Genomic DNA, 22,438 nt, shown 5'->3' with positions numbered 1-22,438 from the left:
GAGTCCCCCGATGAGACGAAGATCGGCACTTCAGGCGGCGGTGAGCGCGGGGTACTCGCGGTATTCGATCGCGTTGGCCGCCCGGTCGGTCATCTTGAGGAAGATGCTGCCGAACAGCCGTGTGGTCAGCATCCGGTAGGCGCGGTTGCGGCCGCGGATCTTCGCGGCCGTGCGCGGCGCGAGGAAGTTGCCGGACCCCTTGCCGTTCTTCTGCCCGACCGCGGCCGGCTTGCGCAGCCGCGCCTCGTACTTCGCGAACGCCGTCACGTGGTCGCCGCCGGCCGCCGCGAGCTCGCCGGCCAGCACCTGGGCACCCATCATCGCGAGCCCGGTGCCGGAGCCGCCGGGCCCGGCGCACCAGGCGGCGTCGCCGAGCAGCACGACCCGGCCCTTCGCCCAGCGGTCGAGGTGGACCTGGCTGATCGAGTCGACGTAGAGGTCGTCGGCCGTCGGCAGCGCCTCGAGGAGTTTCGGTGTCTCCCAGCCGGTGTCCGCGAACAGCCGCGCGACGAGCGCGCGCTGGTCGGCCGTCTTCCGGGGGAACTCCACGCCGTCCGCGGCGAAGACCAGGCCGACGTGCAGGCGGTCCGGCAGCCGGTGGCTGCCCACGCTGAGGCCGCGGCCGGGCTCGTTGTACATCACGCTCGTGTGGTCCAGGCCCAGGTGGTTCGGCGCGGTGAACCCGGCGATGCCGAAGCCCAGGTCGCGCCGGAAGTCCCGCTCCGGCCCGAAGGCGGCGGCCCGCACCCCGGAGTGCACGCCGTCGGCCCCGACGACCAGGTCGAACTTCCGCGGCGCGCCGTGGCGGAAGGTGACCTCGACGCCGTCCGCCGTCTCGGCGAGGGCCGTCACGCGGTCGCCGAAGACGTATTCGGTGTGGCCGGCGGTGTGCTCGTACAGGATCCGCGCGAGGTCGCCGCGCAGGATCTCGACCTCCCCGCTCCAGGCGGCGCCGGGCACGGTCATCAGGGGACGCGCGTCCAGGCCGAGCACGGTCTGGTCACCCATCGCCGTCTCGTACCGGCGGACGTCGTCGAGGACGCCCATGGCGTTCAGCAGCTTCACCTGTTCGCCGCGGAAGTCGACGGCCTGGCCGCCGGGCCGCAGGCCGGGCGCGGCCTCGACGACGGTCACGCGGTAGCCGACGCGGTGCAGCCAGTGGGCGGCGGACGGGCCGGCGATGCCGGCTCCGGAGACGAGCACGGTCTTGGCGGTCATCTTCAGTTCCTCTCGGGTCGCTGTGCTGACCCGAGGCTGCCCGCGGCCGCTGACGGTTTCCGCACCATCCGCTTACGGCCGGTGGCGCGTGCGGTTGCAGTCGCTAACATGACGCGGGTGGACCGCTCCGCCGCAGGCCGGATCCAGGAAGACGGCGAGGAGATCGTCGAGGCGCGCATCTTGGCCGCCGCCGCGCATCTCATCGCCGACGAAGGGTTCGGCAGGCTGAAGATCGGGGCCGTCTGCGCCCGGTCCGGCTACGCGCGGTCCGTGGTCTTCCAGCACTTCGGCGACAAGGACGGGCTCGGGCGGCGGCTGGTCGAGCACGCCGTCGAAGAGTTCACCAAGGCCTACAGCGAAGCGGTGGCGGCCCGGACGGGTGCGGCCACCGCGACGCCGATGGACATGCTGCGCGCGCTCCTGGACATCATCTTCGAGCTGATCCGCACGATGCCGACGCTCAACCAGGCGTTCCTGGCCCTCTGGGGCGACGCGGCGGCGGAGTACTCGGCCCTCCGCGGCGCGTTGACGGAGGCCGACCGCCGGTTCCGGTTCGCCATCGCCCAGACCGTGGCCAGCGGCGTCGCGGACGGGTCGATCACCGGCGTCCACGACCCCGATTCGTACGCGTCGGCGCTGCTCGCGCAGCTGCGCGGGATCTCGATGGAGGCGCTGATCGACCCCGACGGCGTCGACCTGCGCGGGCTCCGCGCCGAGCTGGAGCGCAGCGTCGACCGGCTGTCCGCGGGTTTCCGCGGCTCGCTTTAGAGGGCGTACACGATCCCGCGCAGCACGATCACGCCGATGAAGACCAGCGTAAAGGCCAGATCGAGCGAAATCCCGCCGATCCGCACCGGCCGCACGACCCGCCGGACCGGCCCGATCACCGGCTCGGTGGCGGCGTAGGCCAGGCCGCGGGCGCGCCGCGCCCACGGCGGGGTGTCGGCCACCATCCCGATCCAGTCGAGCACCATCCGCGCGATCAGCACGAGCAGGTACAGGCTCAGCGCGAACCCCAGCAGCGTCCCCAAGGCACCCATGATCCCTCCGTTCTTCTCTCCCTGAGAACGCACGGGCGGCGCGGGGAGTGCCAGTTCTGTCCGGTTCACAGCATTTCAACAGGATCCAGCGCGCACAGCCCGCGCCAAAGCTCCTCTTCGCGGTCGTGGTCGTAGGACGCCGGCGCGGACGCGGTCACCCTGTGGCGGTCGATGTAGGCGCCGCTCTCACCAGGACGCGGGCCGACGGCGGCCTCGGCGAGCAACGCGCCCGCCGCGGCGGCGGACAGGGCGAGCGGAGTCGCGGTGAGGGCACGCAGCAGCGTGCGCGACAGGAAGCGGACGGCCGGGCCGGCATCGCGGACGAGCCCGGTGCCGGGGACGTAACCGGGGTTGAAGGTGTAGACGTCGATGCCGTCCGGCAGCCGCCGGGCCAGGGCGTGCACGAGGTAAACGATGGTTAACTTGCTGGTCGAGTAAGCCCGGCGCCCGTCGGTGGCGGTGCGCGCGTCCGGGCGGGGACGGGCGAGGTCGGCGACGGGCTCCCAGCGCGGCGCGGGCACCATGCCGAGGTTGTGCCGCAGGTCGCCGAAGTGGGTGTCGCTGCCGACCAGCACGATCCGGCCCGGTGCGGTGAACCGGGACCACAGCAGGCGCACCAAGAGGTGGTTGGCCAGGACGTTCACGGCGAAGGTCGGCTCGATGCCGGCTTCGGTGGCGCGGGCGCGGCTCGTCAGCTGCAGGCCGGCGTTGCCGATGAAGCCGTGCAACGGCGGCAGCGCACCGCTGTCGAGGCGGCCGGCCAGGACCTCCGCGGCGGCTCGGACCGATCGCCCGGACGCGAGGTCGCACGTCAGCGCCGTCACGTTCGGGTTGCCGGTGCTGCGCGTCAGGTCGTCGGCGAGTGTTCCGGCGCGCGCGGTCACGACGAGGTGGATGTCCGGCCGCTCCCGGAGGATCTTTTCGGCGGCGATCCGGCCCAGTCCCCGGCTCGCCCCGGTCATCAGCAGGGTCTCCACGGCCGCTCCTCGAACTCGATACCAACTGGTACTGAGTACCGTAAGGCATCGGGTCCGGCGTCGCTAGGATGCGCCCATGACCGAGGTGCCGCTCCGCGAGCGCAAGAAGCGCCGAGCCCGGGAGGCGATCGTCGACGCGGCGTACGCGCTGTTCGCCGAGCGGGGGTTCGCGGACGTGACGGTGACGGAGATCGCCGAACGCGCGGAAGTGGGCCGCACGACGTTCTTCCGCTACTTCGGCGACAAGCAGGAGGTGCTGTTCGCCGAGGAGCAGAGCCTGCTCGACGGCCTCCGTGCGGCCTCGCCGCCCGCGCCCGGGCCGCCGTCGTTCCGCGAGGCGATCGAGGAGGCCCGGCTGGCGGTCGAGGTGATGTGCCAGGCGGTGACGGCGGACCGGGAGCGGTACCGGCTGCACGAAAAGCTGGTGGCGGAGAACGAAGAGCTGCACGACCGCGGCGAGCGGAAGCTGCTGAACCTGGCGGAGGCGATGGCGGACCTCCTGACGGCGCGGGGGATGGCGCCCGCGGAGGCGTCGCTGGCGGCGCACGTCGCGCTGGCGTGCTTCCGCGCGGGCCACGCGGTGGCGGGTGCCGACCCGGTGGCACTGGGGCCGGCGGTGGACGACGCCTTCGCGGTCCTGCTGCGGCAGGTGCCGTGAACGACCGTTCACGTCGACGTGAACGGTCGTTCACGGCGTCCGCTGTCAGCCGAAGGTGACCACGAGCCGGCCGTCCGAGGCGAAGGACCACTTCATCGTGCCGGCGTACGACGAGCACCGGGAGCCGTTCTTGCCGGTCCAGAACTGGTCCGAGCTGTCGACGCTGCCGACGGTCTTGTCGTTCGAGCCGCCACTGGCGAAGCGGCAGGAAGTGTCGTTGCGGAACACCGACGTGCCGGCGTCGAAGGAGAAGTTGCGTTCGGCGTTGTCGATGCCGACGTTGTCGGAAACGGAAATCGTCCCGGGGTTGCTGTTGTAGGTGAACCCGTGGTGGCCGTTGCGGTAGGCGATGTCGCGCCGGACGATGTGGTCGACCGCGATCTTGTCGCCGCCGAGCTTGTAGCCGTTGCGGTCGCCGTTCTTGTTGACGGTGCCGTTGCTGAGGGTGCCGTTGGCGTAGGCGAGCGAGTCCTCGATGGTCACCGGGCCGATGGGACCGGTGTCGGTCTTGGTGTAGAGGTCCCAGCCGTCGTCGATGTTGTTGTGGGAGACGTCGTAGCGGAAGACGTTCCCGGGACCGGCGGTGAGTTTCGCGGCGAACCCGTCGGCGTCCTCGCCGTCGGAGTCGGCGTTGTCGTGGGATTCGGAGCTCACGACGAGGTTGTTCGACGGCCACTGGTCCTTCGGCGTGCTCGACGCGATCCGCGAGATCTGCAGCCCGGAATCGCGGTTGAAGCGCGTGACGACCCGTTCGATGACGTTGTTGCTCCCGCCGACGAAGATCCCGTTGTCCCCGGCGCGTTCGACGACGATCCCGGCGACGCGCCAGTAGGAGCCGTTGACGGCGAGACCGCGGTTGGCCGGGTCCTCCTTCATGGCCGAGAAGTTGAGCACGGGCGTCTCGCCGGGGTAGGCGGACAACGTCTTGCGCGCGCTCGACGTGCCGCTGTTCGCGGGTGCGATGGTGACGGTCTGGGCGTAGGAATAAGTGCCACCCCGCAGCGAGATGGTGCCGCCGGCGGTGATGCGGCCGAGTGCGGACGGCAGTGTCGTCGGGTCCGCCTGCGTGCCGGCGGCGGAGTCCTTGCCGTTGGGGGCCACGTAGAGAGTGGTGGCCGCGGCTGCCGACGGCGGCGCGAGCGCGCCGATCGTGACCAGCGCGGCAGCTGCTGTAAGCGCTTTCTTGACGCTTCCGTACGAACTCATGCACGCCTCCTTGCGGGCAGGAATTGCGGAAAACCGAATCCGAGAGCGCTCCCGGGCAGCTGGCGCGGGAACGGGATCTTCGGTGAGCCGACGGTAGCACCGGGCACCGGAGGTCCGAGTGGGCCAAGCGGGTCGTCTGTACTGAAAACGCTTTCACCGCGGGCGCGGCCGGGCCGGCGTCGAGCGGTGCATACTCGTCCGGTGCCGAAGCTCCCGAACGACGTCCCGTTCCCGTTCCGCGGCCGGGTGGTGTGGCTGACTCCCGAGCAAGGCGGCCGCACCACGGGCCCACCAAGGCCGGGCGAGAGCGGTGTCTACGCGGCGAACGCCTTCGTGCCGCCGCAAACGGCCGGCTCCGGCATGGCGTCGTTCGTGCTCGGCGACTTCGACCCCAGCAACTGGGCGACAGCCGCGGCGGGACGCTGGCTCGTGGTCGACAACGCGGGCCCGTACCGGGTCCAGGAGGGCACCGTCGTCGTGATCACCGAAGGCCCCGAGCCGGTCGGCTACTTCCACGTCGAGCAAGCCGGGTGAGCCCGGCCCCGGACACGAATCGGCTCTCGCTGGGGGTCGCTCCCACACGCATGGGTCGTGGGGCGGGATGAACCGCAGTGGGGCGTAGTGGACGTGTTCCAGGTGCTCGATGCGGAAGCCCGGCGGCCCGGAAGCCCGGCGGCCCGGAAGCCCGGCGGCCCGGATGGCCGCGGCGACGTCGATGCTGTTGTCCTCGGCGGGGAGGGCTTCGGCGTGTCCGGGGATGACCCGCACCGGCACCGGGGCTGCCTTGGCGGCACGTTCGGCGAATGAACGTTTCCTCAGGTCTGGTAGCCGAGGATGGCCGCCATGCCGGTCTCGGCGTGGTAGGTGTTGTGACAGTGGATCATCCACTGTCCGGGGTTGCTCGCGTCCAGGTTGCCGGTGACGGTCTGCCCGGGCAGTACGGCGACGGTGTCCTTCCGGGGCCCGCTGTCGCCGAGCTGGAAGGTGTGGCCGTGGACGTGGATCGGGTGCCACATCATCGTGCGGTTGCGGAGGACGAACCGGACGCGCTGCCCCTGCTGGACGAGCAGGCGCCTGCCCATGTCGAGCGGTTGGCCGTTGATGCCCCAGTCGTAGTTCATCATCCCGCCGGTGAGGTCCAGGGTGTGCGTGACGTCCGGGGACTTGGCGGGAAGCCGGACCTCGTCGGCTGGGACGAGCCGGTCGTAGGTGACGCGGTCGCGGTCGAGTTCGGCAGGCCGGATCGTGGCCGGGGGCGGGGTGCCGGCGCCGGTGCGGACGAGGGCGAGCGCGGTGGCGTTCTTGCCTTCGGCCAGCGCGACGAGCGGGAACACGCCGTCGTCGAGGGTAGTGGTGACGTCGTAGCGCTCGCCCATGGCGATCAGCAGGGTGTCGGTTTCGGCGGGCTGGACGGGGTAGCCGTCGGTGTGCGTGACCCGCAGCCGGTGGCCGCCGAGCGCGACGCGGAAGGCGGTGTCGGAGCCGGCGTTGATGATGCGGATGCGGGCGCGCTGCCCGGGGCGGGCGGTGAAGGTGGCCGGCGCCGCGGGGACCCGGCCGTTGATCAGGTAGTGCGGGTAGCGCAGATCCCCGGCATCTCCGCCGAGCAGCGGGCTGCTGCCGCCCATGCCGGACGGCGAACCCATCATGCCGCCCATGGACCCCATGCCCTGCCGGAGTGTGGCGAGCACGTCGTCGGGGGTCTGCCCGGTGCCGTCGATCCAGTCGTCGAGCACGACCACCCAGTCGTGGTCGTAGCCGCCCGGCTCGTGCGGGTCTTCGACGATCAACGGCACGTACAGGCCGCGGTCGAGCTGGGTGCCGGAGTGCGGGTGGAACCAGTAGGTGCCCGGCTGCTCGGCGACGAACCGGTAGGTGAACGAGGCGCCGGTGCCGATGGCTTGCTGGGTGAGGCCAGGCGCGCCATCCATGTCGTTGCGCAGGGCGAGGCCGTGCCAGTGGACGCTGGTTTCGGCCGGGAGCCGGTTGGTCAGTTCCGCGTGGATGGTGTCGCCGGCGCGGACGCGGATCTCCTTGCCGGGCAGGACGCCGTCGTAGGTCCAGGTGCTGACCTGCGGGCCGCCGAGGTCGACCGGCCCGGGCCGGGCGGTGAGCCGGACCGTGCGGACCTGGCCGGACGTGTGCCGCCGGGCTTCTGCCTCGGCCACGCGAGGGTCGCTGGGAAGCACCAGGTTCGCGGTACTCGGGGAAGCGGTACAGGCCGACAGTACGCCCGCGCCGGCGGCCAGCAGGCCGGCACGGAGGATGCTGCGGCGGTCGAACGTGTTCATCGGCCCACCGTTTCGAGCCGGTCGGCGCCGGTTTCCACCTGGGGTTCGATGGCAGGCGGCTCAGCCGGCGGCAGCGGTTCGACGTGGTGGCGGCGCAAGCGGTTGGCGTTGCCGACGACCGACAGCGAGGACAGGGCCATCGCGGCGGCGGCGATCATCGGCGAGAGCCGCAGCCCCAGCAGCGGGTAGAGCACACCGGCCGCGACCGGGATGCCGACGGCGTTGTAGATCAGGGCGAAGAACAGGTTCTGCCGGATGTTGCGCATCGTGGCCCGGGACAGCCGGATCGCGGTGACGACGCCGGCCAGCGAGCCGGAGATGAGGGTGATGTCGGCGGCTTCGATGGCCACGTCGGTGCCCGTTCCGATCGCCAGCCCGACGTCGGCCTGGGCGAGGGCGGGGGCGTCGTTGATGCCGTCGCCGACCATGCCGACGCGACGGCCTTCGGCCTGCAGGCGGCGGATTTCGCCGGCCTTGTGCTCGGGCAGGACTTCGGCGAGCACGCGGGTGACACCGACCTGGCGGGCGATCGCCGCGGCGGTACGAGCGTTGTCGCCGGTGAGCATGACGACGTCGAGGCCGAGCTTGCGCAGCGCGGCGATCGCGGCGACGGAGTCGTCCTTGACCGTGTCGGCCACCGCGAGGACCCCGGCCGGTTCGCCGTCGATCGCGGCCAGGATCGGCGTCTTGCCTTCGGCGGACAGCCGGTCGCTGATCGCGGTGAGTTCGCCGGTGCCGATGCCGGCTTCGCTCATGAGCTTGGCCGTGCCGACCAGGACGGCGTGCCCGGCGACGGTGGCGCGGACGCCCTTGCCGGTGATCGAGGTGAAGTCCTCGGCCGCGGGAACGCTGTGGTTGCGAGCGCCGGTGACGATCGCGGCGGCGAGCGGATGTTCGCTCATCGACTCGGCGGCGGCGACCAGCGTCAGCAGCTCGTCCTCGGCGCACGCGCCGACAGGGTGGACGTCGGTGAGGGCGGGCTTGCCGGCGGTGATGGTGCCGGTCTTGTCCAGCACGATCGTGTCGAGCTTGTGCGCGGTCTCCAGGGCTTCGGCCGAGCGGATGAGGATGCCGGCGCGGGCGCCCTTCCCGGTGCCGACCATGATCGACAGTGGGGTGGCCAGGCCGAGCGCGCAGGGGCAGGCGATGATCAGCACGGCCACCGCGGACACCAGCGCCTGGGTCACCGCGGGCGGCGGGCCGACCACGAACCAGACCGCGAACGTGGCGAGCGCGATCGCCATCACGACCGGCACGAAGTACGCCGAGGCGGCGTCGGCCATCCGCTGGATCGGGGCCTTCGAGGCTTGCGCCGCCTGCACCATGCGGATGATCTGCGCCAGCATCGTGTCCGCGCCGACCTTGGCCGCCCGCACCCGCAGGGAACCGGTGGTGTTCACGGTGGCGCCGATGACGGTGTCTCCGGCGTGCTTGGTGACCGGCATGGGTTCACCGGTCACCATCGACTCGTCCACGGCGGACTGTCCGGAAAGGACGGACGCGTCGACGGGGATCTTCTCGCCGGGCCGGATCAGGATCTCGTCCCCGACCACGACCTGGTCGATCGGGATCTCGGCTTCAACGCTGTTGCGCAGGACGCGTGCGGTGCGCGCCTGCAGGCCGAGCAGCGCGCGGATGGCTTCGCCGGTGCCGGCCTTGGCGCGGGCTTCCAGCAGCCGGCCGAGCATGATCAGGGTGAGGATCACGCCGACGGCTTCGAAGTACACCTCGCGGACCTCCATGGGCAGGACGCCTGGAGCGAGGGTGACGAGCAGGCTGTAGCCGTAGGCGGCGACCGTGCCGAGGGTGATGAGACTGTTCATGTCGGCGCTGCGGTGGGCGAGAGCCAGCCAGCCGGTGCGGTGGATCGGCCACCCGGCGTAGATCATCACCGGGGTGATCAGCGCGAGCTGCAGCCAGTGGTTCAGGAGCACGCCGGGCACCCAGCCCGCGCCGAACAGCGACTGGGCCATCACGGCGAACAGCACCGGGGCGGTGAGCACCGCGCCGATCACGACGCGACGGGTCAGGTCCGTGATTTCGGCGTGGCGCTCCCTGGCCTGGGCCGCTTCGATGTCCGCCGCCGGTTTCGACACCGCCGCGGTCGTCGCGGGTGCGTGCTCCTCCGGTGAGGTGCCGTTGGGAGTCACGACGAGGGTGCCGTGGATCATGTTCATCCCGCAGGCGAACCCGAACGACCCGGCCTCGCGCGGGGTGAAGCGGACGGTCGTGTGCTGGTGCGCGGGCAGCGCCGCGGAGACCTGGAGATCGGGGAAGACGACACGCGAGCTGCAGTCCCCGCTTTCCTGCCGGTCGAATTCGATCTCCACCGGAACACCCTGGCGAACCTGGACGACATCGGGGCTGTAGCCGCCGTGGACGGTGACCTGGAGCCGCTGAACGCCGCCGCTGATCGTGGCGGTGCGGGCGCGGCGCGGCGCGAAGAAATACCAGCCCAAGGCGGCGATCGCCGCTACGGCGATCGCCACGACGACGACATCAACGCTCGACATGATCGGCTCCTCCACGACCTCGGGACACGAGGTCGCTCATGCGTGTCCGGTAGGTGGCCGCGTCGATCCGGCCGGCCACGCGTTCGCGGACGATGAGAGCTTCCGCGATCAGGACCCGGCATCGCTCGCGCGGAACGTCCGCGTCTCCCGGTACTGCCGGTGCCGACGACGTGGCAGCACGGTGCCAACGCCGCACCGCGACGATCGTGGTCACGACCAGGACCAGCAGTAGCGCCACTCCGATCACGACCGCGGGCCAGTAGCCGGTGGTCACCTGTCCGTATGCCGCCGTCACCCTGCTCACCTCTTCCGCCGACGCTTCGTCCGCACCCACTGTTCGCGCACATACCCACCCGGGGTAGGGACCTCGGACATCCCGCCCAGGGCCGGAGGTCCCGGATCGGGTGACCACGGACCTCAACTATCCGGGATAGGACCTTGTGCCCCAGCGGCGATGACGTTGGCAAGTGGCCGGTCGACGCGGTGGCGCGGCACGGTGACGACACAACGGAAGGAGAGGTAATGACTCAGCACAAGGTCTCCGCGGCGCCTGGTGCCGCACCTGCGACCTGGCGCAGTGTGAACATCACGCCGGTCGAACGGTGGGGCCGCATCCTGATCGGTCTCGCCGCCATCGCCGGCGGCATCCTGCTCCTGCTCGGTGCCGGCTCGGTGCTCGCGGTGGTGCTCGAGGTTCTCCTCGTTGTGGCCGGCGTCGACCTCCTGGTCACCGGCGCGCTGGGGCACTGCCCGCTGTACCGGAAGCTCGGCTACGTACCACGGTCGTTCCGGAGGACGCGATGACGACGCCACGTGATCCCCGCGGCCACCTCCCCGGACCGGCCCGGCAACAGTTCCCGGCCGGCTCCGGCAAACGCAGCGGGCACAAGGGTGGTGGACACGGCTGGATGATGATCGCCTGCTGCGTTCCGATGCTGGTGATCGCCGCCGTGTTGCTGGCGACCGGTGTCGTCGGCGTCGATTTCCTGATCGTCGCCGTCATGTGCACCGTGATGATGGCGCTGATGATGCGAGGAATGGGGCATTAGTCATGATGTTCTGGTATGGCAACGGGATGGGCGGCTGGGGCTACGTCCTCATGACCGTGGGCATGGTCTTGTTCTGGGGCCTGCTGATTTTCGGTGTTGTCGCCTTGGTCCGTGTGCTCGGCCGGGGATCGCAGCACACCGCGGTCCCCGCTGCCCAGCGGGCAGCCCCGGAACGGATACTCGCCGACCGGTACGCGCGCGGCGAGATCGACGAAGACGAATACCACCGCAGGCTCGACACGCTGCTCGGTCGCACCGGCCGGGGTTCGGAGTCCTGATGAAACCGGCCCGCTCCACCGTGTTGTTCCGCCGCGCGTCCTCCCGGAGGGGATCAGCATGACGACCGGATCGATTCTCGTCGTGGGTGGGTACGGTGTGGTCGGCAGCCGGATCGCGGCCGATCTCGCGACCGGCTTCCCGGACGGAGTTGTCGTCGCGGGCCGCACCCGGGAACTGGCGGACGCCCGCGCGGCCGAGATCGGGCACGGAGTGCGAGGCCGTCGGATCGACGTCACCGAGCCCTCGTCGATCGACGCCGCCTTGGAGGGCGTCTCGGTCGCGGTCAACTGCATCGACCAGCCCGAGCGCGGTCTGCTGTGGGCTGCCGTCGAACGCGGCTTGGCCTACACCGACATCACCCCGCACCTGACCGACCTCGGGTGTGGCGCCGCTTACGACCGCATCGACGCGGCGGCCACGGCGTCCGGCGCGCGGATCCTCCTGGGAGCGGGGATCGCGCCGGGCATCACCAACGTGATGGTGCGTGCCCTGAACGACCGGCTCGGCGGCGCGACCGGCATCGAAACCTCGCTACTGCTCAGCGCCGACGACGTCATGGGACCGGGCTCATTCGATTACCTGCTGCAGGAGCTGGCGATGTCCTTCGACATCCACGTCGACGGAACCGATCGCCGGGTGCGGGCGTTCACCGCACCCCGGGTCGTCGACTTCCCGCCGCCGGCACACGGCTACTTGTTCCCGTTCTCCGACCAGGTGCTGTATCCGCGCACCCTCGGCGCCCGCACCGTGACGACCCGGCTGGCCATCGCTCCTGCCCGGATCAGCCGGCTGCCGGCGTTGCTGGTGGCCACGCGCGCCAGTCGCCTTGTCGCGACGGCGCCTGTTCGTGCCGTGCTCGGCCGGCTGCGCCACGGCCGCACCGGACGGCCGGACGCGCCGTACGCGGTGCGGGTCGACGTGACCCACGACGGCCGCGCCGCGCACGCGGCGTTGACCGGCCAGGGTCAGGCGCACGCGACCGCGACGAGCACTGCGGCCATGGTGCGATCGCTGGTCGAGGGCGAGATTTCGCGGCCGGGCGCCTGGATGCCCGAGCAGGTCATCGGCCCGGCACGATTCTTCGCCCGGCTCGCCGAGGCGGGCCTGCGCGTCGAGCTCTCGGACCCGGTGCCGAGTCCGTAGCCGGGGTGGCCTCATCCGGCCCATCGGATGGGTGAGCGGGCCGGATCCGTGTCGCACATGGGCTGCTGGTCCTTCGCAGATTCGGCCGAGTGGCGGTCATACGCGTACATGCGGCGGCACGGAGCCGGGGCTGATCCGGGCGGCCACCGTGGCCTGGAAGTGCGGGCATTCGGCGATGTCTTCGTGATCGCACTCCAACGCGCAGTCGAACAGATCCAGCGACGCCTGCGCCGCCGCGATCCGGGCGGCGAGCTCGGCGCGCCGGCGGCGCAGGACAGTCGTCCGGCCGGCGGGATCCTGGGCGGTGAGCAGCTCCCGGATGTCATCCAAGCTGAACCCGGCTTCCTTCGCGCGCAGGATCACCGCGACCCGGTACAGGTCGGCCGAGCCGTAGCGGCGACGGGATGCGTTGACCCGGGACGGGGTCAGCAGTCCCACCGATTCCCAGTGTCGCAGGACATGGGTGGCCAGGCCGAAGCGCTGCGCGATCTCGCCGATGCTCATCTCCGCGCCGGTTGACTTCACGTCGACATTAAGTCGCAGCATGGCGGACATGTCCAGCTCTGCGACCTCTCAGCCCGACGCCACCGAGTCCCTGATCCGGCTGCTCGATGCCGCCGATGCGTTGCCCGGCGCGGCCGATCTGCGCGCCCACACCTATGACTGCTGCGAATCGACCGAGGGCAGAGGGTCGTGGACGTCGGCTGCGGCGCCGGCCGCGCGGTCGCCGAACTCGCCGGCCGAGGGGCGCAGCCGATCGGCGTCGACCCGGACCCGCGGATGCTCGCCGCGGCGCGGCGGCGCTGGCCGGAGCAGGACTTCCGCGAAGGCGTCGCCGCGGAGCTTCCTCTCGACGACGGCAGCGTGGCCGGATACCGCGCCGACAAGGTGTTCCACGAGCTCACCGATCCCGCGGCGGCGCTGGCCGAGGCGCGACGGGTGCTGCTGCCGGATGGGCGGATCGTCCTGGTCGGCCAGGACTGGGACACCTTCGTCATCGACTCCGACGAGCCGGAACCGACCCGCACCATCGTGCACGCCCGAGCCGGCACCGTGCCCAGCCCGCGGGCGGCCCGGGGATACCGGGCCCTGCTGCTCGACGCCGGATTCGAGGACGTCACTGTCGAGGTGCGGACGGCGATCTTCACCGACCGGCTGATGCTCCCGGTGCTGGCCGGGCTCGCCACTGCGGCGTCGGCTGCCGGGGCTGTCGAGCGCGATCGGGCGGCCACCTGGGTAGCCGAGCAGACCCGGCGCGCGGAATCGGACCGGATGTTCCTGGCTCTGCCGCTGTTCATCGCCGCGGGCGTCAGCCCGAAACGGTGACAGCCTGATCGGGATCGCGATCCGGCGTGACAGCCCGGGGAGCGCCGCACCGACGGCGTCTGGATCACCAGGACCATGAGCCGGTCTGACAATGCGGATCCCGGCCACGACGAGCGACTTCATCGGGCGAGGACCAGCTCGGCCACCCGGTCCGGATCGTCGATCATGGGCACGTGACCGCTCCCCGGAAGGGAAACGTGCCGGGCAGCGGGCAAGACCGCCTGCGCCCGCCGGAATCGGCGCGGCAGAAGCGTCTTCCGGACCGACCTGCCGCCTAGCTGGCTGGTCACCACCGTCTACACCCTGCTGCACGCCGCCGCCGAAGACGTCAACGCCGAGCGGCTCCCGCAACAGGACGCGGGTCGCGTCCTCGAAGCGACCCTGCTGGCTGCCCTCGCTCCGCCACCCGGGTGACGTTTCGCGAAGCCGTCCACTTTGGTCTCTTTGTCCGCTCTCCGGGACCGATCGTCTGGTGACATCGGGGATGGCGTGGAGGAGAATCCCACCGGACTTCGCGTGCAGACGAAAATCTCCGTCGTCCTCGGGGGTGTGGGATGAGGCGTTCGCGGTCGGTGCTTCTGGGCAGTCTCTTCGGCTTGGTGTTGCTGGGGTCCTCGGTCCCGGCCAGCGCGGCACCGGATTCCGGTCGGCCGCCGGCGGGCACCGTGCTCGAGAATTTCACGTTCGTCGGACATTCCGGGCTCGACGGGTTCGGTGACTACGGCGACCTCTCCGCGCACGGGAACTACGCCTACATCGGCAGCCGATGCTCCGCCACGCACCAAGGCGGCGACGGCGTCCAGGTCGTCGACATTTCGCGGCCGAACCGCCCGCGCCTGGTGAGCAAGCTGCCGAACCCGGCTTACACGCGCGCCGAGGACGTCACCGTGCTCGACGTGCGCACGCCGTCGTTCACCGGTGCGCTCGCGGTGGTCGGCATCCAGGCGTGCTTCGGCAGCGGCCACGAAGCCGAGGTCGTGCCCGGCATCCGCCTGTTCAACGTGACCGATCCGGCGCACCCGGCGCTGCTGGGGCACTGGGACCTGCCGCAGGGCACGATCGGCTGCCACGAGATCGACGCCGTGCAGCGCGCCGACGGGCAGGTGCTCGTCGCCTGCGCCCGCAACCTGGTGGACCACCGCAACAGCAAGGGTGCGACGGCGCTGCACCTGATCGACGCCACCAACCCGGCCGGCCCGGCGACGCGCGCCGACTGGTCCCTCAATGCCGACCCCGGTCAGGGGGTGGGCTGCTCGGCCGTGCAGTTCGCGCACAGCGCCCGTTTCGAAGACGGCGGCAACTCCGTGTACGTCTCGTACTGGGACGCGGGCACGGTCCACCTCGACATCAGCAAGCCGGCCGCACCCGCGGTGGTGAGCACAACCAAGATCACCCCGCCGGACGAGGACGGCGACAACCACTCCATGACCCTGGCCCACAACGGGCAATGGCTGATCATCAACACCGAAGACACCTCGCCGGCCGACTGTCCCGGCGACTCCGCGTCCGGCGGCTGGGGCGAGGTGCACGTCTACGACAACAGCAACCCGAAACAGCCGGTGTTCCTCGGCACCTTCTCCACGAGCGACAGCCGCTCGACCCGGACCGACGGGGAGTACACCGATCACAACACCGAAGTCGCCGCACACGACCAGTTCTTCTCGTCCTGGTACTCCGACGGCATCGTGTGGTGGACGATGACCGAGCACGGCGTCGGCACCCAACGCGGCCAGTTCGTGCCGCCGCCGAACAGCGACGGTTCGTCGTCCGAGGTCTGGGGCGTGTACATCGACAAGATCCACCACGTGATCCTGGCCAGCGACATGAGCAACGGTCTGTGGATCGTCAAACCCGACCGGCTCGGCACCTTCTGAGCGAGGAGACATCCGATGGGCCGCTCTCGCCTGTTCCTTTCCCTGGCCGCCGCGGTGGGCCTGGCCGCCGGCAGCACCACCGCGTACGCCGCCGACGGCCCGCCGACCGGACCGGCCGACGCCCAGAACGTGACCTGGCTGGCGCACGCGGACACGCCGTCGGCCGTCGCCGGACTGGCGTTCATCGCCTACCCCGGGCGGCATGACTCGGACGTGATGTTCGCCGACGGGGTGTTCGGCCTGCGCGCGTGGTCGTTGACGGACCCGCGGCACCCCAAGCTGATCGGCGAGCTGCCCGCGTCGGCGCTGGCGCTGCCCGGCGACGACGTGAGCAAGGGCTTCTGGGAAGGCGAGCACTTGCAGGTCGACCCGGTGCGCAAGCTCGTCTTCCTGACCCGGGACCCGCGTGCCTTCGGCGGGAACAAGCAGACCGGCACCTCGGGCATCGACCTCGTCGACGCCCACGACCCGGCCCACCTGCGGTTGATCGGCTTCCACGAGGAACCCGGCGGGCACACCTCGCAGTGCATCAACGGCTGCCGGTACCTGTGGAGCGGCGGGCCGTCGCACACCGGAACCGGGAACCAGCCGCCGGACTGGCAGGGACAGCCTGCCTGGGTCACCGACGTCAGCCGGCCCAGCCACCCGTACACCTTCCCGACGCCGGTGGACCTCCACCGCAACGACGGCGTCACCGACTACGTGCACAACACCGACGTCGACGCGGCCGGTGTCGCCTGGGCATCGGGCGCCGGAGGTGTCCGCGGCTACTGGACCACGGGCGTGCACTTCGACCCGGTCCAGGGCCGGATCCGGTTCGCCACCGCGGCCGACCCGATTCCGTACGCGGGCGGGAAGATCATCAGCCCCAACGATCCCGCGTACACGTTCGACCACAACTCCTGGCACCCGCTGCGCCCGATCGGCGGCTTCGCGCCCGGCGAGCTGCTGTTCGTCACCGACGAGGACTTCGGCGACACCTGCGCCGACGCCGGACGGCTGCTGATCGTCTCGCTCAAGGGCAGCTATGGCGGCGAAGCTTGGCGTTCGACGCCGGAGCATCCCTTCCGGCTCAAGGTCGTCGGTGACTGGGGGCCGGTCGGCAGCCCGGGTGAGCAGCCCAACGCCGACTGCTCCGCGCACTACTTCGACCCGATGCCCGGCGTCGGCGACGGCAACATCCTCGTCCAGGCTTTCTACGGCCAGGGCACCAAGTTCATCGACTTCTCCGACCCCCGGCACCCGGTTCAGGTCGGCTACTTCTTCCCGAAGGACAGCGAGGCAGCCGTCCCGGCCTACCACGATGGACTGGTCTACGCCGCCCAGTACTCCGGCGGCATCGACGTCCTGCGCTTCACTCCACCGCACCACTAGTGTTGTGAGTTGTCAGTCGGTTCACGTTCTGGCCGATGCGCCCCAATGTGGCGTTCGGTGCGTCCAGCGCACCCAATGTGGCGTTCGGTGCGTTGGACGCAACCAACGCCACATTGGGGCGCTTGAGCCGGCCGCTGTCAACGAACCTGACAGCGGATCTCTGATCGCGGTAGCGCCGCGCGGTGCCTGCCGATGCGGTGATTCGCCGCGCCACCTTCGTCTCGGCGCCCTTGTTCCTGGAGCAGGCCCAGGGAACGACGGCGATCTCGACCATCCGCAGCAGCCCGCGAACCTGCTCGATGAAGGGGAGGAGCGCCGCCGACGGTGCGGCGGCCGGCCGGTTCCCAGGCCGGCGGCCGCCGCACCCACAGCGGTTCGAGTCCATGCGCAAGAGACCCGTCCGTTGCCGCGCCGGCAAAAGCCGCCGCGTCGCGCGAAGACCCCGTGCAAGGTGCTACGCGCAACGGCTACGCTACTAGAGAGGTTAGTAGTGCGGGCGTGAGGGCGATTGGATCTCGGAGGAGGCAGTCCCTGAGCAACCCTCTCGCGGGTTGTCCGCGTCCTCGCGGTATGCGGGCAGCTTGCGAAAGCCGGTCTCGGTCGCTGCCGCGGTGGCGGGATCACTGATGATCGCGGCGGTCCGGCATCGGCATCTTGCGTGACGCCGCCGCCCGTGTCGCCCGTCGTGTTCACCGGCACCGTGCTCTCGACCCGGGCACGACGGCCTGCCGGCGACGGTGTGCACCGGCTACGGGCGCCGATCGATGTTCGCGGGGGGTTTGGCGTCCGGCGGGCGGAGGCCGGTCAGGGTGACCTCGACCAGCCGCTCGGCCGCGGCCTCGGAGGGGAGGCCCCCGGCCGCGGTGAGGGCGTGCAGGCAGTAGGTGGCCAGTTCCTCGGCGGCGACATCGTCGCGAACAGCGCCGGCCTCGGCTGCCTGCTCCAGCAGTTCTCGGAACATCTCGTGCAGATGTCGTTGCGCGTGGGCGACGTGCTCGTCGGGGTGCAGAAGGGCGGCGAGTTCGGCGCCGTAGGGCTCGTTGTGGTGTCGTACCCGTTCCTGGTGAATCAAGGCGTAGGCCTTCAGGACCCGTTCGAGGCGGGCGGCGGGATCCGCGACCCGGTCGCGGACGGCGGCGAGTTCATGCAGGTGGGCGCTGATCCGGCGTTCGTGCCAGGCGGACAGGATCGACTCGACGTCCGGGAAGTACTTGTAGAGCGTCGCCCGCCCGATGCCGGTCTTCTCGGCGATCTTCGACATCGTCACCGCCGTGAGGCCGTGCTCGGCGACCAGCGCGGCAGTCGTGTCCAGTGTCGCGTCGCGCACCGCCTGGCGGTGGGTCTCGATCGTCTCGTTCCACAGCTTGGGCACCAGGAGAGCGTACACGGCGGCATGGTCAATACATATTGAATTGACAGCGACACTATGTCTCGATAAAACTTACGGCATGGTTGACTCAAGCGGACATCCGCAGGCCGTGCGCGGTCCTGACGATCTCTATGCCACCCGCCCACCGTGGGACATCGGCAGGCCACAGCCGGCGTTCCGGGCCCTCGCGGATGCCGATGTGCTCCGCGGTCGGGTGCTCGACGTCGGGTGCGGAACCGGTGAACACGTCCTCATGGCCGCGGAGCTCGGCCTGGACGCCACCGGGGTCGACCTGGCTTCGGCGGCGCTGCGCACAGCCGGGGAGAAGGCACGCGACCGCGGCCTTGCGGCCCGGTTCCTCCGGCACGATGCCCGCAAGCTGGCCGAACTCGGCGAGTCGTTCGACACGGTCCTCGACTGCGGGCTGTTCCACATCTTCGACGGTGACGACCGCGCCGCGTACGTCGAAAGCCTCGGCTCGGTCCTCGGCCCGGGCGGTCGCTGCTTCGTCCTGTGCTTCAGCGACCTGGAACGCGGAGATCGCTGGTCCCACGTACATCGGGTCAGCCAGGGGGACATCGCCGTCACGTTCTCCGGCGGCTGGCTGGTCGACTCGATCGAACCGGCCACCATCGACATCACCACCGGCCCGGACGGCGTCCGCGCGTGGTTCGCCGCCCTGACGAGGAGCTGAGCCATGCCGGTCGCCGAGGCCACCGTCCGGACCCCGCGGGCGAGCCGGTTCCTCGTCCAGCTTTGCCGTCATGCCGAGGCCATGGGCGGGCGAGCGCGGCAGCTGCCCGGTGGTGACCATGAACGTCCCGAGGTGGCCCGCGTCGAATGGACCGACGAAGCGGGGCTCATCGAGTTCACGTGGGGCCGGTGCACGCTGCGGGCCACCGCGGAGAAACTGGTGGTGGAACTCGACGTGGACGGCGCCGACCGGCTCCGGGTGATCCGGGATCTGCTCACTGCCGACCTCGAGCGGTTCGGGCAGCGGGACGGCCTGCAGGTCGTCTGGCAGGGCGTGGACACGCCCGCATCCGGCGGGGTGCGCAAGCGGGGGACGAAGATCGCTTTGGCCGCGGCGGTGGTGCTGGCGGTCGTCGCGCACGTGGTGGTCGGCAGCGCTGCGCTCACGTCCTGGCGATGGACCAGCGTGGCTGCGGACGTCGTGCTCGCGGTCGTCGTTCTGAAGATCGTTGTCGTGGCTGTGCTCACCCGGCGGCGGGTGCGCGCGCACCACGTCCCCGGCTTCGCCGCGCATGCCGCCGGCCCCCGGCACCCGGGCATGCGGCAGAACGGGAAATCAGCCGCCCGACAGCGGGCAGGTCACGACAGCGATGGCGAGGAGCGCGGCGGAGCTGGTGATCGCCGGTAGCGCGGTCACGGCGGCAGCCGCGAAGCCGCAGGACAACATGCGGCGCAGCCGGCCCGCCGGGGCCTTGCCCGATTCCAGGCGAGCCAGCCGGAGGTCGATGTTTCCCTGCGCCATGCCGAGGGTGCCGTCCGGCGCCGAGTGCCCGGCGACGCCGGCCAGCGCCGTCCGCACCGTATGCGTCCCGCACGCCCGGACGGCGGCCACGTCCGCGGCCAGTTCGACCAGTTCCCGCACGGCAGCGGGAGCCCGGCGGAACAACGGGACGAAGGGCAGGGCTTGCCCGAGCGCGTCCGCCCAGGTGACCAGGAAGTGGTGGCGGCCCCGGAGGTGCGCCTGCTCGTGCGCCAGGACGGCGGCGACCTCGGTCGCCGACAGGCGGCGGCTCAATCCCTCGGTGGCGACGATCACCCCGGCGCCGTCGGCGATGCTGAAGGCCATCGGCTCGTCGTGGTCGAGCCACCAGGTCGCGGGCGAACTTCCGGCACACCGCGCGGTGACCCGCAAGAGGGACAGGTGCTCCCGGCGGGTCCGCGCCCGGCGCCGGACCAGCCGGGTGCCGGTGACCGCGAACCGGCCGATCAACCCCGAAACGAGGAGCAGGCCGACCACGCCGGCGAACTCTTCGCCGCGCGGAGACGTGCCGTGGGAAATCGCCTCCAGGCAACCGTGAATGGCCGTCGCCATGCCAGTGCCGTTCCCGTGACCGGGGAACAACAGCAGGGCGATTCCGGAAACCGTCGCCGCGAGCACCCCGGCCGCGGACAACAGCCATCCGGTCAGTAGCGCGGCGGGTTCGGTGCGGGCCAGGTCGGCCCGAGCGAGCACGGCCGGCGCGAGCCAGCCGGCGGCGACGGCGCCCAGCAGGAGAGCCAGCGCCGCTGTCATCCGTCGGCGGCCGTCCGCCGGAGGCCCTTGCGGAGCGCGGCCGATTCGTGCGCGGTGGCCGACCGCGCGAAATGCAGCAACACCGCTTCCGGATCACCGGACTCGTCGAGCACCTGGCGCAAGGCTTGCGCCGAAGCGTCGGCGCGGGTCACCGCGGGCTCGTAGGCGTAGGCCTTGCCGGTCCGTTCGCGGCTCACCCACTGCTTCCGGTGGAGGTTGTCCAGGACCGTCATCACGGTCGTGTAGGCGAGAGCCTTGCCGGTGTCGAGCCGGTCGAGCACGTCCCGCACCTTCATCGGGCCGCCGCCGGCCCACAGGACGTCCATCACCGCCCGTTCCAGCTCGCCGAGTCCGCGCACGGGCCCTCCCGGGTCGCCTGCTGCTACTACGAAAAATAGTATAGCGGGCCGGTGCAACTATCTCTCATAGTAGGTACAACTACTATGAGAGATAGTTGGAAACGGAGGGGGGCCTGGTGGATGGCCGAACACGGGGGCGGGCTGCCGATCGGCCCGCGGTCGGCGGGCGCGAAAGGCTCGTCCGGGCGCAGTTCGCGGACCCGGCCGGTGTGGCGTCCTACGCTGCGGCGTACCGGAGCCGGGGTCCGTCCGAGCGGTACTTCTCGTCCCGGATGTGTGCTGTCATGGCCGCGCTCGACCGGTGGCCGGGCGGCGACCTGGTCGACATCGGGTGCGGTCCGGGCATGTTCGCGCGGCACCTCGGCGAGGTCAGGCCGGACGACTTCCGGATCACCTGCGTCGACCAGTCCCCGGCGATGGTCGCCGAAGCGGCGGCCCGGGTCCGCGGCTTCGGTGTCCGCCTGGCCGTGGGGGAGGCCGGGGATGTGCCGTTTCCCGACGGGAGTTTCGACGTCGCCGTGGCGATGGGGGTATTCGAGTACTGCGACATCCCTGAGGCGCTGCGGGAGTGCGCGCGGGTCGTGCGCGAGAACGGGCTCCTGCTGGTCACGATGCTGAACCCGGCCAGTCCGTACCGGATGTTCGAATGGGCGGTGTACTGGCCCGCCCTGCGGCTGCTGGGCAGGCTCGAAAAGGTGTTCGGCGTCCCCGCCCGGAGGCGGCACAACCCGCCCCGCACCGGGATCAGGGCGCTGTCCTCCGGGCGGCTGTGCCGGCTGCTCCGCCGCGCGGGCTGGCAGCCGATCGACGTCGTGCACTACGACGTCGCGCCGGTCGTCCCGCCGTTCGACCGGCTGTTGTGGCGCTGGTCGACGCGGTGGCGCGAGCACCCGGAAGGCACCCTCGGCCGCGGTGTCCGGAGCCGGCTCGGCAGTGCCTACCTGGTGGTCGCGGCCCGGGGTGGCGCGGTCAGCTCGCCGGTGCCGGCTCCAGCCCGGCCACCAGGTTGAACGCGCCGGTCAGGTGGTTGAGCGACACCAGCCCCACGACGTCGGCGAGCGTCCGGTCGCTCCAGCCGTGCCGCCGCAGTCCGGCGATGTCCTCGCCGGTGATCGACGACGGCTCGGCCAGGACTTGGACGGCGTAGGTCAGCAATACCGCTTCGCGTGCGTCGGTCGAAGTGCCCTGACGTGCCAGCGAGATGTCCGCCTCGCTCAACCCGGCGTCGCGGGCGGCCTCCGTGTGCGCGGCGAGGCACAGTGCGCATCCCAGCCATTCCTGAACGGCCAAGGAGATCTTCTCGCTGAGCGTGCGCGGCAGCTTCACGCGCTTGATCGCGCGGGACAGTTCGAGGTAGCCCTGCAGCAGGGCGGGGGAATGAGCCATCGTCGCGGTCATCGCGCCGGCTTCGCCGTGTCGCTCGATGATTTCCCGGAGCAGCTGCCGGGACCGTTCCGGCGCGTCGGCCGGGGCGAGCGGAGTGAGGCGTGTCATGG

General features: G+C 70.9%; 27 protein-coding genes. 14 read left to right on the top strand and 13 right to left on the bottom strand.

Features of this window, described 5'->3' with window-relative positions; translation table 11 throughout:
• Positions 1–30 precede the first annotated feature (30 nt).
• Positions 31–1,218 (bottom strand): FAD-dependent monooxygenase, encoded by a 1,188-nt coding sequence (locus tag AB0G28_RS14700; protein ID WP_361088240.1) that lies wholly within the window; start codon positions 1,216–1,218, stop codon positions 31–33.
• Between the two features lie 108 nt (positions 1,219–1,326).
• Here AB0G28_RS14700 and AB0G28_RS14695 point away from each other — a divergent pair, with 108 nt between their 5' ends.
• A complete protein-coding gene (locus AB0G28_RS14695) occupies positions 1,327–1,986 on the top strand; it encodes a TetR family transcriptional regulator C-terminal domain-containing protein (RefSeq protein ID WP_361088237.1) in 660 nt (219 codons plus the stop codon).
• On the opposite strand, the gene AB0G28_RS14690 is transcribed toward AB0G28_RS14695, so the two are convergent.
• Together AB0G28_RS14690 and AB0G28_RS14685 are read right to left on the bottom strand one after the other, a co-directional pair.
• Positions 1,983–2,258, bottom strand: a complete 276-nt coding sequence (locus AB0G28_RS14690; protein WP_361088234.1) for a YggT family protein — start codon at positions 2,256–2,258, stop codon at positions 1,983–1,985. The genes AB0G28_RS14695 and AB0G28_RS14690 overlap by 4 nt on opposite strands.
• Positions 2,259–2,323: 65 nt before the next feature.
• Positions 2,324–3,235: an SDR family NAD(P)-dependent oxidoreductase gene (locus AB0G28_RS14685; protein ID WP_361088231.1), complete on the bottom strand. Its 912-nt coding sequence runs from the start codon at positions 3,233–3,235 to the stop codon at positions 2,324–2,326.
• 76 nt (positions 3,236–3,311) lie between these two features.
• Between AB0G28_RS14685 and AB0G28_RS14680 the strand changes: the two genes are divergently transcribed.
• Complete coding sequence (locus AB0G28_RS14680; RefSeq protein WP_361088228.1) at positions 3,312–3,893, top strand: helix-turn-helix domain-containing protein; 582 nt, start codon at positions 3,312–3,314, stop codon at positions 3,891–3,893.
• 45 nt (positions 3,894–3,938) lie between these two features.
• On the opposite strand, the gene AB0G28_RS14675 is transcribed toward AB0G28_RS14680, so the two are convergent.
• Positions 3,939–5,099, bottom strand: a complete 1,161-nt coding sequence (locus AB0G28_RS14675; protein ID WP_361088225.1) for a right-handed parallel beta-helix repeat-containing protein — start codon at positions 5,097–5,099, stop codon at positions 3,939–3,941.
• A gap of 201 nt (positions 5,100–5,300) precedes the next feature.
• On the opposite strand from AB0G28_RS14675, the gene AB0G28_RS14670 reads away from it, so the two are divergent.
• Both AB0G28_RS14670 and AB0G28_RS14665 read left to right on the top strand, forming a co-directional pair.
• Positions 5,301–5,633: a hypothetical protein gene (locus AB0G28_RS14670; RefSeq protein WP_361088222.1), complete on the top strand. Its 333-nt coding sequence runs from the start codon at positions 5,301–5,303 to the stop codon at positions 5,631–5,633.
• Between the two features lie 57 nt (positions 5,634–5,690).
• Positions 5,691–5,906: a hypothetical protein gene (locus AB0G28_RS14665; RefSeq protein WP_361088220.1), complete on the top strand. Its 216-nt coding sequence runs from the start codon at positions 5,691–5,693 to the stop codon at positions 5,904–5,906.
• A gap of 8 nt (positions 5,907–5,914) precedes the next feature.
• On the opposite strand, the gene AB0G28_RS14660 is transcribed toward AB0G28_RS14665, so the two are convergent.
• From AB0G28_RS14660 to AB0G28_RS14650, 3 genes are read right to left on the bottom strand one after another with little or no spacing between them, the layout of a single operon-like run.
• Positions 5,915–7,390: a multicopper oxidase family protein gene (locus AB0G28_RS14660; protein ID WP_361088217.1), complete on the bottom strand. Its 1,476-nt coding sequence runs from the start codon at positions 7,388–7,390 to the stop codon at positions 5,915–5,917.
• A complete protein-coding gene (locus tag AB0G28_RS14655) occupies positions 7,387–9,903 on the bottom strand; it encodes a heavy metal translocating P-type ATPase (protein WP_361088214.1) in 2,517 nt (838 codons plus the stop codon). The genes AB0G28_RS14660 and AB0G28_RS14655 overlap by 4 nt, the downstream gene beginning before the upstream one ends.
• Positions 9,890–10,198, bottom strand: coding sequence for a hypothetical protein (locus AB0G28_RS14650; protein WP_361088211.1), 309 nt, complete (start codon positions 10,196–10,198; stop codon positions 9,890–9,892). Before AB0G28_RS14650 ends, AB0G28_RS14655 begins: the two co-directional genes overlap by 14 nt.
• A gap of 227 nt (positions 10,199–10,425) precedes the next feature.
• Between AB0G28_RS14650 and AB0G28_RS14645 the strand changes: the two genes are divergently transcribed.
• The 4 genes from AB0G28_RS14645 to AB0G28_RS14630 are packed head-to-tail and all read left to right on the top strand — an operon-like array spanning position 10,426 to position 12,374.
• Positions 10,426–10,707, top strand: coding sequence for a YgaP-like transmembrane domain (locus AB0G28_RS14645; protein WP_361088208.1), 282 nt, complete (start codon positions 10,426–10,428; stop codon positions 10,705–10,707).
• On the top strand, positions 10,704–10,952 hold the full coding sequence (locus AB0G28_RS14640; RefSeq protein WP_361088205.1) for a hypothetical protein: 249 nt from the start codon (positions 10,704–10,706) through the stop codon (positions 10,950–10,952). Before AB0G28_RS14645 ends, AB0G28_RS14640 begins: the two co-directional genes overlap by 4 nt.
• Positions 10,953–10,954: 2 nt before the next feature.
• Complete coding sequence (locus AB0G28_RS14635) at positions 10,955–11,230, top strand: SHOCT domain-containing protein (protein WP_361088202.1); 276 nt, start codon at positions 10,955–10,957, stop codon at positions 11,228–11,230.
• A 58-nt stretch (positions 11,231–11,288) separates the two neighbouring features.
• Positions 11,289–12,374: a saccharopine dehydrogenase NADP-binding domain-containing protein gene (locus AB0G28_RS14630; RefSeq protein WP_361088199.1), complete on the top strand. Its 1,086-nt coding sequence runs from the start codon at positions 11,289–11,291 to the stop codon at positions 12,372–12,374.
• A 96-nt stretch (positions 12,375–12,470) separates the two neighbouring features.
• Here the strand turns inward: AB0G28_RS14630 and AB0G28_RS14625 are convergent, their stop codons facing one another.
• Positions 12,471–12,929, bottom strand: a complete 459-nt coding sequence (locus AB0G28_RS14625; RefSeq protein ID WP_361088196.1) for a MerR family transcriptional regulator — start codon at positions 12,927–12,929, stop codon at positions 12,471–12,473.
• A gap of 138 nt (positions 12,930–13,067) precedes the next feature.
• Between AB0G28_RS14625 and AB0G28_RS14620 the strand changes: the two genes are divergently transcribed.
• From AB0G28_RS14620 to AB0G28_RS14610, 3 genes are all read left to right on the top strand, one after another.
• On the top strand, positions 13,068–13,700 hold the full coding sequence (locus AB0G28_RS14620; RefSeq protein WP_361088193.1) for a methyltransferase domain-containing protein: 633 nt from the start codon (positions 13,068–13,070) through the stop codon (positions 13,698–13,700).
• Between the two features lie 665 nt (positions 13,701–14,365).
• Entirely contained in the window at positions 14,366–15,574 is a 1,209-nt protein-coding gene (locus tag AB0G28_RS14615) for a hypothetical protein (protein ID WP_361088190.1), read from the top strand.
• A gap of 15 nt (positions 15,575–15,589) precedes the next feature.
• Complete coding sequence (locus AB0G28_RS14610; RefSeq protein ID WP_361088187.1) at positions 15,590–16,948, top strand: hypothetical protein; 1,359 nt, start codon at positions 15,590–15,592, stop codon at positions 16,946–16,948.
• Here the strand turns inward: AB0G28_RS14610 and AB0G28_RS14605 are convergent.
• On the bottom strand, positions 16,929–17,333 hold the full coding sequence (locus AB0G28_RS14605) for a hypothetical protein (RefSeq protein WP_361088184.1): 405 nt from the start codon (positions 17,331–17,333) through the stop codon (positions 16,929–16,931). The genes AB0G28_RS14610 and AB0G28_RS14605 overlap by 20 nt on opposite strands.
• Positions 17,334–17,696: 363 nt before the next feature.
• A complete protein-coding gene (locus tag AB0G28_RS14600; protein WP_361088181.1) occupies positions 17,697–18,320 on the bottom strand; it encodes a TetR/AcrR family transcriptional regulator in 624 nt (207 codons plus the stop codon).
• A 76-nt stretch (positions 18,321–18,396) separates the two neighbouring features.
• Here AB0G28_RS14600 and AB0G28_RS14595 point away from each other — a divergent pair, with 76 nt between their 5' ends.
• A complete protein-coding gene (locus AB0G28_RS14595) occupies positions 18,397–19,011 on the top strand; it encodes a class I SAM-dependent methyltransferase (RefSeq protein ID WP_361088178.1) in 615 nt (204 codons plus the stop codon).
• A 3-nt stretch (positions 19,012–19,014) separates the two neighbouring features.
• Positions 19,015–19,698 carry a DUF2218 domain-containing protein gene (locus AB0G28_RS14590; protein WP_361088175.1) on the top strand — a complete coding sequence of 228 codons (684 nt, stop codon included), beginning with the start codon at positions 19,015–19,017 and terminating at the stop codon, positions 19,696–19,698.
• Here AB0G28_RS14590 and AB0G28_RS14585 read toward each other — a convergent pair.
• Together AB0G28_RS14585 and AB0G28_RS14580 are read right to left on the bottom strand one after the other, a co-directional pair.
• Positions 19,627–20,583: a M56 family metallopeptidase gene (locus AB0G28_RS14585; RefSeq protein WP_361088172.1), complete on the bottom strand. Its 957-nt coding sequence runs from the start codon at positions 20,581–20,583 to the stop codon at positions 19,627–19,629. The genes AB0G28_RS14590 and AB0G28_RS14585 overlap by 72 nt on opposite strands.
• On the bottom strand, positions 20,580–20,942 hold the full coding sequence (locus AB0G28_RS14580; protein WP_361088170.1) for a BlaI/MecI/CopY family transcriptional regulator: 363 nt from the start codon (positions 20,940–20,942) through the stop codon (positions 20,580–20,582). Before AB0G28_RS14580 ends, AB0G28_RS14585 begins: the two co-directional genes overlap by 4 nt.
• 284 nt (positions 20,943–21,226) lie before the next feature.
• On the opposite strand from AB0G28_RS14580, the gene AB0G28_RS14575 reads away from it, so the two are divergent.
• A complete protein-coding gene (locus tag AB0G28_RS14575) occupies positions 21,227–21,952 on the top strand; it encodes a methyltransferase domain-containing protein (RefSeq protein ID WP_361088167.1) in 726 nt (241 codons plus the stop codon).
• On the opposite strand, the gene AB0G28_RS14570 is transcribed toward AB0G28_RS14575, so the two are convergent.
• The gene (locus tag AB0G28_RS14570) at positions 21,912–22,436 is read right to left on the bottom strand and encodes a carboxymuconolactone decarboxylase family protein (RefSeq protein WP_361088164.1); all 525 of its coding nucleotides are present in this window, start codon (positions 22,434–22,436) and stop codon (positions 21,912–21,914) included. The two genes, AB0G28_RS14575 and AB0G28_RS14570, sit on opposite strands and share 41 nt — an antisense overlap.
• Positions 22,437–22,438: the final 2 nt, after the last annotated feature.

Origin of the sequence: Amycolatopsis sp. NPDC021455, from assembly GCF_040640995.1 — a bacterium.
Lineage (GTDB): Bacteria > Actinomycetota > Actinomycetes > Mycobacteriales > Pseudonocardiaceae > Amycolatopsis.
This window is presented reverse-complemented; position numbering and strand designations above follow the sequence as displayed.